At 36.7% G+C, this 16,025-nt stretch carries 16 protein-coding genes; 15 read left to right on the top strand and 1 reads right to left on the bottom strand.

Translation table 11 applies throughout. The features are described from left to right. Nucleotides 1-114 precede the first annotated feature (114 nt). The 12 genes from map (at nucleotide 115) to IGL49_RS08135 (ending at nucleotide 10,197) form a co-directional block, all read left to right on the top strand. Nucleotides 115-879: a type I methionyl aminopeptidase gene (map, locus tag IGL49_RS08190; RefSeq protein ID WP_104853719.1), complete on the top strand. Its 765-nt coding sequence runs from the start codon at nucleotides 115-117 to the stop codon at nucleotides 877-879. A 15-nt stretch (nucleotides 880-894) separates the two neighbouring features. Further along, complete coding sequence (locus tag IGL49_RS08185) at nucleotides 895-1,803, top strand: YihY/virulence factor BrkB family protein (protein WP_104858225.1); 909 nt, start codon at nucleotides 895-897, stop codon at nucleotides 1,801-1,803. A 110-nt stretch (nucleotides 1,804-1,913) separates the two neighbouring features. Continuing rightward, the gene (locus tag IGL49_RS08180) at nucleotides 1,914-3,050 is read left to right on the top strand and encodes an MraY family glycosyltransferase (protein ID WP_104853721.1); all 1,137 of its coding nucleotides are present in this window, start codon (nucleotides 1,914-1,916) and stop codon (nucleotides 3,048-3,050) included. Between the two features lie 121 nt (nucleotides 3,051-3,171). After that, nucleotides 3,172-3,960 (top strand): glycosyltransferase family 2 protein, encoded by a 789-nt coding sequence (locus IGL49_RS08175; protein WP_104853722.1) that lies wholly within the window; start codon nucleotides 3,172-3,174, stop codon nucleotides 3,958-3,960. After that, nucleotides 3,960-4,787 carry a glycosyltransferase gene (locus IGL49_RS08170; RefSeq protein WP_104853723.1) on the top strand — a complete coding sequence of 276 codons (828 nt, stop codon included), beginning with the start codon at nucleotides 3,960-3,962 and terminating at the stop codon, nucleotides 4,785-4,787. Before IGL49_RS08175 ends, IGL49_RS08170 begins: the two co-directional genes overlap by 1 nt. 3 nt (nucleotides 4,788-4,790) lie before the next feature. After that, nucleotides 4,791-5,504, top strand: a complete 714-nt coding sequence (locus tag IGL49_RS08165) for a glycosyltransferase family 2 protein (protein ID WP_104853724.1) — start codon at nucleotides 4,791-4,793, stop codon at nucleotides 5,502-5,504. Nucleotides 5,505-5,625: 121 nt separating this feature from the next. After that, on the top strand, nucleotides 5,626-6,492 hold the full coding sequence (gene rfbA, locus IGL49_RS08160) for a glucose-1-phosphate thymidylyltransferase RfbA (protein ID WP_104853725.1): 867 nt from the start codon (nucleotides 5,626-5,628) through the stop codon (nucleotides 6,490-6,492). 12 nt (nucleotides 6,493-6,504) lie between these two features. Continuing rightward, nucleotides 6,505-7,077 carry a dTDP-4-dehydrorhamnose 3,5-epimerase gene (rfbC, locus tag IGL49_RS08155; protein ID WP_104853726.1) on the top strand — a complete coding sequence of 191 codons (573 nt, stop codon included), beginning with the start codon at nucleotides 6,505-6,507 and terminating at the stop codon, nucleotides 7,075-7,077. A 24-nt stretch (nucleotides 7,078-7,101) separates the two neighbouring features. After that, complete coding sequence (rfbB, locus tag IGL49_RS08150) at nucleotides 7,102-8,130, top strand: dTDP-glucose 4,6-dehydratase (RefSeq protein WP_002359895.1); 1,029 nt, start codon at nucleotides 7,102-7,104, stop codon at nucleotides 8,128-8,130. Nucleotides 8,131-8,220: 90 nt separating this feature from the next. Further along, nucleotides 8,221-9,063: a dTDP-4-dehydrorhamnose reductase gene (gene rfbD, locus IGL49_RS08145; protein WP_104853727.1), complete on the top strand. Its 843-nt coding sequence runs from the start codon at nucleotides 8,221-8,223 to the stop codon at nucleotides 9,061-9,063. A 58-nt stretch (nucleotides 9,064-9,121) separates the two neighbouring features. Further along, complete coding sequence (locus tag IGL49_RS08140; protein ID WP_002369094.1) at nucleotides 9,122-9,847, top strand: glycosyltransferase family 2 protein; 726 nt, start codon at nucleotides 9,122-9,124, stop codon at nucleotides 9,845-9,847. After that, the gene (locus IGL49_RS08135) at nucleotides 9,847-10,197 is read left to right on the top strand and encodes a DUF2304 domain-containing protein (protein WP_104853728.1); all 351 of its coding nucleotides are present in this window, start codon (nucleotides 9,847-9,849) and stop codon (nucleotides 10,195-10,197) included. The genes IGL49_RS08140 and IGL49_RS08135 overlap by 1 nt, the downstream gene beginning before the upstream one ends. A gap of 73 nt (nucleotides 10,198-10,270) precedes the next feature. Here the strand turns inward: IGL49_RS08135 and IGL49_RS08130 are convergent, their stop codons facing one another. Next, entirely contained in the window at nucleotides 10,271-10,612 is a 342-nt protein-coding gene (locus tag IGL49_RS08130) for an EamA family transporter (protein WP_002356899.1), read from the bottom strand. Nucleotides 10,613-10,859: 247 nt separating this feature from the next. Between IGL49_RS08130 and IGL49_RS08125 the strand changes: the two genes are divergently transcribed. The 3 genes from IGL49_RS08125 to IGL49_RS08115 are packed head-to-tail and all read left to right on the top strand — an operon-like array spanning nucleotide 10,860 to nucleotide 16,017. After that, the gene (locus tag IGL49_RS08125) at nucleotides 10,860-11,654 is read left to right on the top strand and encodes an ABC transporter permease (RefSeq protein ID WP_002356900.1); all 795 of its coding nucleotides are present in this window, start codon (nucleotides 10,860-10,862) and stop codon (nucleotides 11,652-11,654) included. 12 nt (nucleotides 11,655-11,666) lie between these two features. Then, the gene (locus IGL49_RS08120) at nucleotides 11,667-12,884 is read left to right on the top strand and encodes an ABC transporter ATP-binding protein (protein WP_104853729.1); all 1,218 of its coding nucleotides are present in this window, start codon (nucleotides 11,667-11,669) and stop codon (nucleotides 12,882-12,884) included. After that, a complete protein-coding gene (locus IGL49_RS08115) occupies nucleotides 12,874-16,017 on the top strand; it encodes a glycosyltransferase (protein WP_104858223.1) in 3,144 nt (1,047 codons plus the stop codon). Before IGL49_RS08120 ends, IGL49_RS08115 begins: the two co-directional genes overlap by 11 nt. The last annotated feature ends 8 nt before the right edge of the window (nucleotides 16,018-16,025 follow it).

Raw genomic sequence — 16,025 nt, 5'->3', positions numbered from 1 at the left:
AAAGACTAGCGAGTGCTTTTATTACGGGACTTTTTGAAAATTGGTGTTTGAACAATCTTTTTTGCAAAAAATGTGATAAAATAATTTGAATGAAACAAGTTTAGGAGAGATAGTATGATTACATTAAAATCACCACGAGAAATTGAAATGATGGATGAATCAGGGGAATTATTAGCGGATGTTCACCGTCATTTACGGACGTTTATTAAACCTGGCATTACAAGCTGGGATATTGAAGTATTTGTGAGAGACTTTATTGAAAGTCATGGTGGCGTGGCGGCTCAAATTGGCTATGAAGGTTACAAATATGCTACTTGTTGTAGTATCAACGACGAAATCTGTCACGGATTTCCTCGTAAAAAAGTATTAAAAGATGGCGACCTAATCAAAGTAGATATGTGTGTCGACTTAAAAGGTGCAATCTCTGATTCATGTTGGTCTTATGTCGTAGGTGAATCAACACCTGAAATTGACCGTTTGATGGAAGTAACCAAAAAAGCGCTATATCTTGGGATTGAACAAGCACAAGTAGGAAATAGAATTGGCGACATTGGTCATGCAATTCAAACGTATGTAGAAGGGAAAGGCTACGGGGTTGTGCGCGACTTTGTAGGCCATGGCATTGGCCCAACTATCCATGAAAGTCCAATGATCCCTCACTATGGTGAAGCAGGTAAAGGACTACGTTTAAAAGAAGGAATGGTTATTACCATTGAGCCAATGGTTAACACAGGAACTTGGCGTATGAAAATGGACCCAAATGGTTGGACTGCTTATACTGAAGATGGTGGTCTAAGTTGTCAATATGAACATTCATTAGCGATTACGAAAGAAGGTCCAAGAATCTTAACGTCACAAGGCGAAGAATTGACTTATTAATAAGGAGCGTGTGTGATGAATTTTCTCGACAACATCAAAAAGAATCAATCTTTGATGCGTTTTATTGAGACAACGCAAAGTCACATGGTCACAGCCGAAATAGGCAACAGCTCAGTGGTTGTTGCCTATTATTTATTACTTTCGCTGTTTCCATTACTGATTGCGGTAGGTAATGTTTTACCTTATTTAAGAATTGACCCTAATTCTGTGTTACCTTATATTGCGGAGGCCATTCCCAAAGATGTTTACAAGAACTTAGAGCCAGCGATTCGTTCGCTGTTGACTCAGCGTTCAGGTGGTTTACTTTCTGTTTCCGCTTTAGCGGCATTTTGGAGTGCCAGCCAAAGTATTAATGCACTACAAAACGCGATGAATAAAGCCTTTGGTGTCGAACAAAGGAAAAACTTTATTCTCGTAAGAGTGGTCTCATTTTTAGTTATTTTATTATTCATGGTGGCGATTGTCGGTGTAGTGGTAATTTTAGGTTTGGGTCAGTACATTATTGAATTACTGCAACCAATTTTCCATTACTCAACGTCTGTGATTGATACTTTCCAAGCATTAAAATGGCCATTAACGACCGTTGTTTTATTAGTAATTATGTGTTTGATTTATGCGGTCGTTCCTAATCGAAAATTGTCGTTACGTTCCATCTTGCCAGGGGCTATTTTTTCGACAGTCGGTTGGATGCTATTATCACAAATTTTTGGTTTGTACGTAAAATATTTTAGTTCTAGAATCGCAAGTTATCAAATCATCGGGAGTTTTATCATCTTAATGTTATGGCTGAATTTTGCTGCTACGATTATTATTTTAGGAGCAATTGTCAACGCTGTCGTCGATGAATACTTATCTGGAGATAAAGAAAAAAAACAACCAAGTTTTGAACAACGCTTGTTTAGGTGGTTTAAAAAGAAAAAATAAATGGATTTCTTTAGAAAAGTCTAAACCGTTGCCAGAACACATGTTTCAGCTTGTAAATGCTTCAGTTTACGGTATAATATACCCTGAACGAGAAGAAAGTGGGTTCGACTATGTCACTATTTATTTATGAAGTTTTGATACGTTTATTTATGACATTTATCTTATCTTTGCTATTAACACCACTTGTTAAGCTTCTAGCGTTTCGGATTGGCGCCTATGATGCACCAGGAGAGCGACGAATCAATACCAAAAATATGCCTACAGCAGGAGGACTTGCAATCTATATTGCTTTTGCTAGTTCATGTTTATTGATTTTTCGTTCAATTATCCCACAAGATTATATTTGGCCAATTATTTTGGCTGGTGGAATGGTTGTTTTGACAGGCCTCATTGATGATATCAAAGAGATTACTCCAACGAAAAAAACAATCGGTATTTTGTTAGCAGCATTAGTTATTTATTTTGTTGCTGGAATTAGAATCGATTTTGTGACGTTGCCAATTGTTGGGATGATTGATTTAAGCTGGTTTAGCTTACCACTAACTTTATTGTGGATTTTAGCGATTACGAATGCAGTAAATTTAATTGATGGTTTGGATGGTTTAGCATCAGGCGTATCCATTATTGGATTAACCACGATTGGTATTACAGGGTATTTTTTCCTACATGCTAAAACGGTCTATATTCCAATTGTTATTTTTATTTTAGTTGCGAGCATTGCGGGATTTTTCCCATACAATTTTTATCCGGCTAAAATATTTCTAGGAGATACTGGGGCGTTATTCCTCGGATTTATGATTGCAGTAATGTCATTACAAGGCTTAAAAAATGCCACGTTTATTACGGTAATTACGCCAATGGTGATTTTAGGTGTGCCAATTACGGATACGGTTTATGCAATTATTCGACGGCTATTGAACAAGAAGCCCATTTCCTCAGCAGATAAAATGCATTTGCACCATCGCTTGTTATCTTTAGGTTTTACCCATAAAGGGGCGGTCATGACTATTTATGCATTAGCGTTAGTTTTTTCTTTTGTTTCCTTATTGTTCAGCTACTCAAGTACAGTAGCATCAATTTTATTAATTGTCTTTTGTTTAATTGGACTAGAATTATTTATTGAACTAATCGGTCTAGTTGGCGAAGGGCATCAACCGTTGATGTATTTGTTACGGATTTTAGGGAATCGTGAATATCGTCAGGAGCAAATGAAAAAGCGGCTTGGCAAGCATTCTAAGAGAAAGTAAAGAAATCTTTAGGTTGCTTTGCGAGAGCGTAAACCTATGATATAATTCCATTAAACTTAAAAAAGTATATGTGTGAAACATATGCTTTTTTTTTAAGACGATGTTTCAGTAGTAAGGAGAAATGAGCATGCAAGAAATGGTAACAATCTCGATTGTCACTTATAATAGTCGTTACATTTTTAATGTACTAGACCAATTAAAAGCCGAACTAGGGACTGACAGTATCTATGATATTCATATCTATGACAATCATTCTGAAACAGCGTATCTTGAAAAACTAACAACATATGAACCATTTATTACTATCCATCGCGCTGAAGAAAATCAAGGGTTTGGTCATGGTCATAATCAAGTGTTATTCAATGCTTCGACAAAGTATGCAATTATTTTTAATCCAGATGTTTTGGTTACTAAAGAAGTGCTTGATCGTCTATTAGACCGTATCAAAATAGATAAGAACATTGCAGTCGTTAGCCCCAAAGTGTTAAATGAAGATGGCACGACGCAATATTTAGTTCGTCAAAAATTAGATGTTTTCGATTATATGTTACGCTTTATTCCCTTTCAATTTGTAAAGAAGATTTTTGATAAACGTTTAAGCATTTATGAATGTCGCGATTTGTCGGATACAGAAACAACGGATATTAAAATGGGCTCAGGCTGTTTTATGTTGATTGATCGTGAAAAATTCGTTGGAATTGGTGGGTTCGATGAACGTTTCTTCATGTACTTTGAAGACAACGATTTATGTTTACGTTTTGGCAAAGCGGGCTATCGGATTCTCTATACGCCTTTTGAAACGGTTGTTCACATGTATGAAAAGGGCGCCCATAAAAGTCGGAAATTGTTTAAAATCTTTATGCAATCTATGGGGAAATTTTTCAACAAATGGGGCTGGAGGTTCTTTTAATGAGTCAAAGACTAGCGGTAGTCATCGTTTTATATCAAATGAAAATGGCTGATACGCCGAATTATTTGTTATTAAAAGCAGTGGTAAATCATCCCGAATTGCACTTATTTATTTATGACAACAGCCCACTTCCTCAAGAAGATGCATTATTTTTACAACAAAATGTTACTTATCGCCATAATCCTGATAATCCAGGTCTAGCGACCGCTTATAATGAAGCGATTGCTTTTAGTCAAGCGAATCAATGTGAATTATTGTTGCTCCTTGACCAAGACACAGAAGTGCCAGCCTCTTATTTTGATACGTTGATTATCATGCCGTTAGATCCGACTGTGGCAGTCTATGTTCCAATTGTAGAAGCAAATGGACAACAAATTTCGCCAATATATAGTGATCAATATGTTGGCCTTAAAGGAGAAAAGCCAACAGCAGGGATAGCCAACCAACCGTTGATGGCTATCAATTCTGGAACAGTTATTACGGCAGAAACGCTGCGCTGGTTGGAAGAATTTTCGGAAGAATTTCCTTTGGACTATTTAGATCATTGGTTCTTTTATCAATTGAATCAAGCCAATAAAAAGATTGAAGTCTTACCAATCCACCTAAAACAAGAATTGTCTGTTTTAGATTATCGTACAATGAGTCCTCAACGTTATCGCTCTATTATTGAAGCAGAAACGTTATTTTATCGTCGATATGACCAAGAAAAGTTTTCCCATCATCGACGCCATTTATTTTTACGCAGTAGTAAGCAATTTTTAACTGTCAAAAATCGCCAAATTTGGCGGCAAACATTGGCAGAATTTCTCAAGTTAATGAAAGGATAATCTATGATCTCAGTTTGTATTGCGACATATAATGGAGAAAAATATCTCGCGGAACAATTAGATAGTATTCTTTTACAAGTCAGTGAAGAAGATGAACTAATTATTTCAGATGATGGTTCTACTGATCATACGTTGGAAATTTTGAGGACGTATGCAGCGAATTATCCCCAAATTCAATTGTTACAAGGCCCAGGGCAAGGAGTAATTGCTAATTTTGCATTTGCGCTTACGCATACGAAAGGCGAAGTAATATTTTTAGCAGATCAAGATGATGTTTGGTTGCCAAATAAAGTAACGATGGTGACAGAATATTTTGAAACGCACCCTGACATTCAAGTGGTTATTAGTGACTTGAAAATTGTTGATGCGGATTTACAAGTTACCAATCCCTCTTATTTTAAGTTTCGAAAAGTCAAACCAGGGTTTTGGCGAAATGCAATAAAAAGTGGCTATATTGGGGCAGGTATGGCCTTTCGTCAAGAGATGAAAAACGTCATTTTACCCATTCCGCCAGAAGTTCCGATGCATGATATGTGGATTGGCTTATTAGCTGCACGGAAGAAGCAAACGGGTCTCATTAAAGAACCATTAGTGCTTTACCGAAGACATGGAGCGAACGTCAGCCCCATTATTACCAAAACAAGTTTCCGCCAAAAATTAAATTGGCGTGTGAATTTATTAAAAGCTTTACATCAGCGTTTAAAGGAACAGCGCTAAACTTTTACAGATTTGTAAAATTTACGTAAAAAACATGACAAACCCTATGCATAATGCGATAATAGGGAAGGATATTTGGTTTTATAGAAACTAAAAATAGAAGTATTTAAGGAGATTGTTCATGAAAGGAATTATTTTAGCAGGCGGAAGCGGGACACGCTTATATCCGTTAACAAAAGCAACATCAAAACAATTAATGCCAATTTACGACAAACCAATGATTTATTACCCAATGTCAACGTTAATGTTGGCGGGAATTAATGAAATTTTGATTATCTCTACACCAGAAGATACACCACGTTTTGAAAGTTTATTCGGCGATGGCCATGATTTAGGCATTCATATCGAATACGCGGTGCAAGAAAGCCCAGATGGTTTGGCGCAAGCATTTATTATTGGTGAAGATTTCATTGGTGATGATAGTGTCTGCTTAGTTTTAGGGGACAATATTTATTATGGTGGCGGCTTATCAAAAATGTTGCAACGAGCGGCTTCTAAAGAGTCAGGGGCAACAGTCTTTGGTTACCATGTAAATGATCCAGAGCGTTTCGGCGTGGTAGAATTTGATGAAGAGATGCGGGCACTTTCTATTGAAGAAAAACCAGCACAACCGAAGTCAAATTACGCAGTGACAGGTTTGTATTTTTACGACAATGAAGTGGTTGAAATTGCGAAAGGGATCAAACCGTCAGAACGTGGGGAATTAGAAATAACAGACGTTAATAAAGTCTACCTTGAAAAAAATAAACTTTCTGTTGAGGTCATGGGCCGTGGCTTTGCTTGGTTAGATACAGGCACACACGAATCCTTGTTAGAAGCGTCAACATTTATTGAAACAATTGAAAAACGTCAAAATTTAAAAGTCGCTTGTTTGGAAGAAATTGCTTATCGAATGGGCTATATTACAAAAGAACAATTGGTAGAATTGGCACAACCATTGAAGAAAAATGGCTACGGCCAATACTTGCTACGTTTAGCAGCAGAATAGGAGCGAAGAAACGTGAAAGTTATTGATACAAAATTACAAGATGTCAAAATTATCGAAATGGATGTTTTCGGTGATCATCGTGGCTTTTTTACAGAAAGTTATTCCAAAGCTAAATTTGCAGAACATGGTTTAGACTTTGACTTTGTCCAAGATAATCATTCATTATCAACAGAAGCGGGTGTCTTGCGTGGGTTGCACTTTCAAAAAGGCGAAGCTGCGCAAACAAAACTAATTCGCGTTGTAACTGGTGCGGTATTAGATGTGATTGTTGATATTCGTAAAGGGAGTCCAACCTATGGTCAATGGGAAGGCTACATTTTATCAGAACATAATCACCGTCAGCTTTTAGTACCAAAAGGTTTTGCTCATGGCTTTGTCACCCTGACACCGAACGTGAACTTTATGTACAAGTGTGATAATTACTACAATGCAGCAGCGGACGGCGGTATTGCTTTTAACGATCCAGAGTTAGCTATTGATTGGCCAATTGCGCCAGAAAAAGCGATTACGTCGGAAAAGGATCAAAAACATCCAACCTTAAAAGAATTTGAAGCGGAAAATCCGTTTATCTATGGCGAAATTTAAGAAAAAAGTAGGAGAGTTTCAATTATGAAAAAAATCATCGTAACAGGTGGAGCTGGTTTTATCGGCTCAAATTTTGTTCATTATGTTGTAAAGAATCATCCAGAAGTTCATGTAACTGTGTTAGATAAGTTAACGTATGCAGGAAATGAAAAAAATCTTGAAGGTCTACCGAGTGATCGCGTGGAATTAGTCGTAGGAGATATTGCTGATGCTGAATTAGTTAATCGTTTAGTCGCTGAAACAGATGCGGTCGTTCACTATGCTGCTGAATCGCATAACGACAACTCATTAAACGACCCATTCCCATTTGTTCAAACCAATCTGATTGGGACGTACACATTGATTGAAGCTTGCCGTAAAAACAATGTTCGTTACCACCATGTATCGACTGATGAAGTTTATGGCGATTTACCTTTAAGAGAAGATTTACCAGGACATGGAGAAGGCGAAGGGGAAAAATTCACTGCCGAAACGCCTTACAATCCTTCAAGTCCTTATTCTTCAACAAAAGCAGGATCTGACTTGTTAGTCAAAGCGTGGGTTCGTTCTTTCAACTTACAAGCAACAATTTCAAATTGTTCAAATAACTATGGTCCATATCAACATATTGAAAAATTTATTCCTCGTCAAATTACCAATGTTTTAAGTGGTATTACACCAAAACTTTATGGTGCTGGCAAAAATGTTCGTGACTGGATTCATACAAACGACCATTCTTCGGCTGTTTGGGCAATTTTAACAAAAGGGCAAATTGGCGAAACGTATTTAATCGGAGCCGATGGTGAAGAAGACAATAAAACAGTGATGGAATTAATTTTAGAATTAATGGGACAACCTGTTGACGCCTATGAACATGTCAATGATCGTGCAGGACATGATTTACGTTATGCGATTGATTCAACCAGATTACGCGAAGAATTAGGTTGGGAACCAGAATTCACGAATTTCCGTGAAGGCTTGGCAGAAACAATCAAGTGGTATACAGAAAATGAAGACTGGTGGCGTGCAGATAAAGAAGCTGTTGAAGCGAAATATGCACAAAATGGTCAGTAAATTTTCTGACATGCGAGATAAAAGTCGAAAGGCGATGGCAAAGTACAAAGCTACTTTGCCCTGCCTTTTTTTCAAGAAGGAGCGAAAAAAATGATTTTAATTACTGGTGGAAATGGCCAATTGGGTACAGAATTACGTCACCTATTAGACGAACAAGGAATTGAGTATGTCTCAACTGATTCCACAGAATTAGATATTACTGATGCTGATAGTACGTTGGCAAAAGTGCAAGAAATTCAACCAAGCGTCATTTATCATTGTGCTGCCTATACAGCTGTTGATAAAGCAGAAGACGAAGGCAAGGAATTAGATGAAAAAGTGAATGTAGATGGCACACGTCATGTCGCAGAAGCTGCTAAAGCAGTAGGGGCAACGCTTGTTTATGTAAGTACAGATTATATTTTTGATGGAACTAAAAAAGAAGGCGTCTATGCGACCGATGATCAACCGAACCCTTTAAATGAGTATGGTCGGACGAAGTTATTAGGTGAACAAGCGGTACAAGAAATCTTGGACGACTATTATATTATTCGAACATCGTGGGTATTTGGCCAATACGGTCATAACTTTGTCTTTACCATGCAAAAATTAGCGGAAACAAGAGACCAACTAACGGTAGTGGACGATCAGTTTGGCCGTCCAACTTGGACAAGAACGTTAGCTGAATTTATGGCATTTGTTATTGCAGAAAAAGCGCCATTTGGTGTTTACCATTTGTCTAATGAAAACAGCTGTAGCTGGTATCAGTTTGCTAAAGAAATTTTAAAAGATACTGAAGTGGAAGTACTGCCAGTGGATTCAACTCAATTTCCACAAAAGGCGCAAAGACCACAATATTCTGTCATGGATTTAAGTAAAACAGAAGCGTTAGGCTTTAAAATTCCTACTTGGCAAGAAGCCTTAGCACAAATGTTAGAAAATGTTCAACAATAAATTGCTTTGTGTAAGTGAGGGGTTTTGTTAGAGAAAAAGTGGAAAGGTGTTTCTCTTTATGAAGGTACTTTTAATCATTCCTGCTTACAATGAGGAAGAAAACATTTTGCGGACGATTGCTTCCATTGAAACATTTAAACAGGAAGTTACGCATTTTCAACATGAATTGGATTATGTGGTAATTAATGATGGCTCGACAGATGGAACCAAACAAATTTTAGAAGCCAACCAAATTAATGCCATTCATTTAGTGTTGAATTTAGGTATTGGCGGAGCGGTACAGACCGGCTATAAATATGCCTTAGAAAATGAGTATGATGTGGCGGTTCAGTTTGATGGTGATGGTCAACATGATATCAATAGTTTGCCTGTTTTACTGGAACCATTAGCAGAGGATAAATGCGATTTTTCGATTGGCTCTCGTTTCATTCCTGGAAACGAAGCGGCTTTTCAAAGTACGAAAATGCGTCGTTTTGGCATTCGTTTGTTATCCTTTTGTATTCGAATGGCTTCTGGTAAAACAATTTATGATGTGACTTCTGGTTATCGAGCGGGAAATCGGAAAGTGATTGCTTTTTTTGCAAAGCGTTACCCGACAAATTACCCTGAGCCAGAATCGATTGTTCACTTAATTAAAAAACGCTTTGTGATTGTTGAAAGACCTGTCAATATGATGGAACGGCTTGGTGGTGTTTCTTCGATTCGTGCCTTGGCTTCTGTGAAGTATATGCTGGAAGTCGGCTCAGCAATTCTGATTGCTGCCTTTATGAAGGAGGGAGATTAATGCTACCAACCGTGTTATGGCTAGCTTTATTTTTATTTGCAATTGGCTTTTTCTTATACATTATTCGAGGAATTAATAAAAATATTTTTCTCCTAAAAAATGCTTTGATTTGGTTATTAATCTCAATTGTCTTAATTATTTTTGCTATTTTCCCGCATGTAGCAGAATGGTTAGCAATGGCCGTTGGGTTTGAAACAACATCAAACTTCTTATTATCAGCTGCGGTGATTGTCCTTTTAATTATGGAAATTAAAAATTCTGTGTTGATTTCAAAACACGAAAATCGCATCAAAACATTATTGCAAGAATTATCTATCATGAAATCTGAAGAAAATAAAAAAGATCGCTAATGTGTAGTGACCCTTAAAAGTTGGACCTGAAAGTCTAATATTTAAGGGTCAGCTCAATGAATAGCGATCTTTTTTATTTAAGATTCATAATCACAATGCCGACAATAATAACCACAGCACCAATAAGGGCATTCGTTGTGATTGTCTCTTTTAGAATAAGATTTGAAGCGATTAAAATAGCAATGTTTGTACAGGCAACGCCTAAAGGAACAATGTAAGAAACATCGGAACGACTAATAATTAACATCCATAAAATAAAACTAATTAAATAACAAAATAAACCTAATAAAGAAATAAGTGAGATATTCATTGAAAAGATTGTTTGTTGGAGTTGGATGTTCAAACTGCTAGAACCTAGTTTAAATAAGACCAGACCAGCAGAAGACAGAAATACGTAAATAATAAAAAGAACCATAATTTCCCTTCTCTCAAAAATAGTTTCCGTGCAAAAAAATGCAAGACCTCCATTATTGTAGCATAATCTCCTAAAAATTGGACAAGATTTTTTTATATAGCGAAATCAATTAAATTTTTCTTTATAAAAAGGGGTCTACTATTGAAAACCTAGGCGTTTATCGATAAAATAGAAATGTTGTTTAAAATGGCATTTTTGTATCCAAAAATTTTAGTTAAAAATAGTTTATTACGGAAGGAATAAGTATATGTTTAAAGAAACATTTTCAATTTTCAAGAATATTTTTCAGAACAAAAAATTGTTATTACAATTTTCATTTAATGATTTTAAGGCCAAGTATGCTGGTTCAGCACTAGGAATTGTCTGGGCGTTTTTAACGCCATTAGTAACTGTTTTGACGTATTGGTTTGTCTTTTCTGTAGGCCTTCGTTCTAGAGCTGGCGACAATATGCCATTCATTGTCTATTTAGTAACAGGGATGGTGCCTTGGTTCTTCTTTTCAGATTCGTTATTATCAGCCACGAATGTGTTTCGTGAATATAGTTATTTAGTTAAAAAAGTCGTGTTTAATGTACAAATTTTACCAACGTCTAAAATTTTATCGAACTTGTACACCCACTTGTTTTTCATTCTAATTGGTTTTGTAATTACTACAGCCAACGGTTATTACCCAAGTCTGTACAGTTTGCAATTAATTTACTACTTAGCTTGTTTATTAGTCTTTTTAACAGCAATTACGTGGATTACTGCTTCAACACAACCATTTTTACCTGATATTATGCAATTTATCAATATCATTATGCAAACAGTTATGTGGACATTGCCAATTTTATGGCAACCAACTGGAATGATTGCGACAATCTTAAAAATCAATCCATTATATTATATTGTTCAAGGATACCGCGAATCTTATTTAGGCGGTGCATGGTTCTGGGAACATTGGCAATATAGCTTATATTTCTGGGGAGTTACTATTGTTTTACTATTAATTGGCTCAACCGTGTTTAGACGCTTAAAACCACATTTTTCAGATGTACTATAAGGAGAGAACGACATGTCAGAATATGCAATTGATATCCAACATATTACCAAAACATACAACATGTATAAAAAACCGTCCGATCGGTTTAAAGAAGCGCTTAGTCCAACCAAAAAATCCTACCACGATTTGTTTTATGCATTAGACGATGTCACGATGCAAATAAAAAAAGGCGAGATGATTGGTTTTGTCGGTGAAAATGGCTCTGGAAAATCAACCATGTTAAAAATTATTACTGGAGTGCTAACACCAACCTCCGGGTCAATGGTCATTAATGGTAAAATTTCAGCGTTGCTTGAATTAGGTTCAGGTTTTAACCCTGAATATTCAGGATATGAAAATATTTTCTTAAACGGAATGGTCCTAGGTTTTTCCCGAGAAGAGATGGAAGAGCGTGTCCAAGATGTCATTGATTTTGCTGACATCGGCGATCATTTGTATCAACCAGTTAAAACGTACTCTAGTGGTATGTTTGTCCGCTTGGCTTTTGCGGTAGCCATTAACGTGGATCCAGATATTTTAATTGTCGACGAAGCGTTGGCTGTCGGGGATTTAGAATTTCAATTAAAATGTATGGAAAAATTTACAGAAATTAAAAATTCTGGTAAAACAATTTTATTTGTTTCTCACGATGTAAACTCCATCCGTCGTTTTTGTGACAGAACTTTTTGGTTGCAACACGGGAAAGTCGTTGAATATGGTGATACGATGGATGTGACTACCAATTACGAAAACTTTTTGAAAAAGAAATCAATTAAAACAGTTGACCGCGAAGCGACCATGAAGGATGAAACTCCAACGCCAGATATTATTGAAGTGGATCATGCGGAACTTTTAAACGCGGATTATGAACCATTAGAAATGGTAACACAAGATGAAAAAGTGATTGTAAAAATTGAATATACTGTCAAAAACGACCAAATTAAGAAGCCTGTTTGTGGGGTCGCTATTCGAACAGTGGACAATCATTATGTCTGTGGCTTAAATACGTTGTTAGATGACGTGCAAATTCCTTGGAAAAAAGGACGGAATGTTTTTTATTTAGAATATGAAAAAATGTCATTATTAACAGGTGAATATTATTTTGATATTGCTTTCTTTGAGGAACATGCAACAGTCCCATTAGTCTACAAAACAAAATACGTGACGATGTTTATTACCGGTCGTTATGCCGGAGAAGGAATTGTCATCTTAGATCATAAATGGAAGGATACGACAAAAGATGAAGTATGATTTTGAAATGGAAACAGACGAGAGTACCAGTGTTGGGAAAATCGTAGCACAAATCAAAGAAAATAGTGATGTTTTGGAATTCGGTCCAGGGAATGGGCGGATGACTAGCTATTTGATGGAAGAAAAAAAGTGCCAGGTCTCAATTGTTGAATTAGACAAAGAACTTTATGATCATGTCAGTCAATTTTCAACAGATGCCTTTTATGGCAATATTGATGAAAATGATTGGGTCGAATACTTTGCTGGTAAGACGTTTGATTATATCGTTTTTGCGGATGTGTTGGAACATTTAATGAATCCTCAAAGCGCCTTAGCAAAAGTCAAACCATTTTTAAAACCAGGCGGTCAAATCTTAATCACTTTCCCTAATTTGGCACATAATTCGGTCTTAATTAATTTATTTAATAATCGTTTAACCTGGAATGAAACTGGGCTGTTGGATGCTACGCATAAATCATTCTATTTACAAGAAGGATTTGAAAAAGTTTTTGCAGAAGTTGGATTATACATTGCCAAAGAAGATTTTACATTTAATCAAGTGGGCTACAACGAAATTCCTACGACGTATGAAGAGTTACCTGTAGAAGTACAAGCAGCTTTTAAAGCGCGTCCCTTTGGCGAAGTGTATCAGTACTTTTTTGCTTTGACTGCTGAACCAGTAGAAGAGCCAGAGCGAGTAACACCGATAAATTCATACAATGAAAAAAATGTTCATATTTTGATTAATTGTGGCGAAGAAAAAGAAACCGAGTTGGATCAACCAGTTGATCTACAAAATCCTGAAACAAAACAGTTCCAACTGAAGATACCAGAAGACGCCCAACTGATAAAATTATTCCCAAGTTTAACGGGGACAATTATCAAATTATCTATGACGATAGATGGCGAGACAGTCCCAGTCGCAGCAACAAATGCTTTTCTGGTACAAGAGAATATCTATTATTTCTTAGATACGCAAGTACCGGTAATTGAAGTAACCGATGCCCAAATAGCAGGCAAAGACCTGACGGTAGCCATTGATTATTTCTTTGAAGGCAACTATTCAGAACGTGAAAATACCTTTATTCATGCATTGTTAGATGAAAGAAATCAATTTTTAGAAGAAATGAATAAACAGACGGAGACTGCCCCTATGCCTACTGGAAAATATAAACGAATCACATTAACTAAATTTGATAAAATGATTAATTTGACCATTGATGATATTGCTCGCGATGTAGAAAATAACGTTTCTGTTATTAGAGGGTGGGCGTATGACAAACAAACAAATTATCCGCTAAGATTCGGCATTGCAGAAGCCAGTGAATCAGTCACTTATACGGTGGAAACAGAATATCGTCGTGATGTTATCGATATGTTCGAATTAGAAGGCGATCAAGATTATGGGTTTGTCATTACGATTAAAGATCCAGAAGATTTACCAGCCTACACGTTAAACATTGACACCAAATCTGGACAGAAGGTTCAATACGTAGTGGAGCGTCCAAACATGGTTCAACCAGGTACGAAATTTGATCGAGCATGGCGTTCGATTCAAACACGTGGTTTGATGGGCTCTGTGAAGTGGTACTTTAAACGACAAGAAAAAGCAGAAGACCCTGTTGACGTGGAGGCAGTTTTAGCGGAAATCAAAACGTTCCAATTTCAGCCTAAAATTTCTGTCGCTGTGCCTGTTTATAATGTCGAAGAAAAATGGCTTGCAGCGTGCGTCTCTTCTTTACAAAATCAGTACTATGAAAACTGGGAGTTATGTTTAGCAGATGATGCATCGCCAAGCGAACACATTAAGCCCATGCTAGAAAAATATAAAGAACTAGATCAACGGATTAAAGTTATTTATCGCGAAGAAAACGGACATATTTCAGAAGCAACTAACTCAGCTTTGTCGATTGCTACTGGCGATTTTGTTGGTTTCATGGATAACGATGATGAATTAGCGCCGCAAGCGTTATATGAAGTGGTCAAAGCTTTAAATACAGATCCAACGATTGATTTTCTTTATACTGATGAAGATAAAATTACAGAAAATGGTCGTCGCTTCAATGCGTTTTACAAATCGGACTGGAATCCAGAACTGATTTTAAACCATAATTACATTACACACTTTGTTGTTGTGAAACGTGATTTATTAGAAAAAGTAGGCGGACTGAACTCAGCATATAATGGCGCTCAAGACTATGATTTCGTATTGCGAGCAACGGAACAAGCAACGAAAATCAAGCATATTCCTGGTATGATGTATCATTGGCGTGCCATTGAATCATCGACTGCTCTAAACCCTGAAAGCAAAGGCTACGCCTATGTAGCTGGTCAAAAAGCGGTCCAAGCAGCAACGGAACGCCGTGGTTTAAAAGCACAAGTAGAGATTGCCGAATTTTATGGTTCCTATAAAATTAACTATTTTTATGATCATGTGCCGATGGTATCATTGATTATTACGAATGACACAGAGAATATGAGTAGTTACTTACGTCAATTATTAGAAAAAACTGCGTATACAAATTATGAAATTCTATTGCCTGCACGCTTCGAGAATCAAATAAATATTAAAAACGACCGCCTTCGTTATGTTTCAACAGAAACACGTCATGGCATGATTCAAGCTGCTAAGGGAGAATATGTGGCTTTATTAAATGCTGGTTTGGTACCAACGAAAAATGATTGGTTAAAAGAGTTAATGAACATTGGTCAACAAGAGACCTCTGGTTTAGTGACTGGCCGCGTAGTTGATGCACGCTATCGCGTGGAAACAGTGGGGGTATCGGTTGATACAGACAAAGGGCGGTTGCTTTATCCTGAAAAAGGCACCCCTGGTAAAAGCTTAGGTTACTATTACAGAATTGCTTTACCAAGAAATATTCAAGCAGCAACTGAAGATTGCTTACTATTCAACAAGCAACTTTACCTAAATTTAGAAGGAATTAACGAAAGCTTAGGAAAAGAGTGGATGGGTGTCGATTTATCGTTACAATTTGCTAGCGCTGGTAAACGAAATGTATATGTTTCCTATGCAATTTTGAAAGCAGACGAAAAAATGCAAAATCATGATAAAAAAGGATCTTATAAAGAACTTGCGGAAAAATGGACCGCGGAAGCTTTAGTTGACCCTTACCGAAATCCGAAACATCTATAAGGAGAATG

The organism is Enterococcus sp. DIV1337a (assembly GCF_051712285.1).
Taxonomy (GTDB): Bacteria; Bacillota; Bacilli; order Lactobacillales; family Enterococcaceae; genus Enterococcus; species Enterococcus faecalis.
This window is presented reverse-complemented; position numbering and strand designations above follow the sequence as displayed.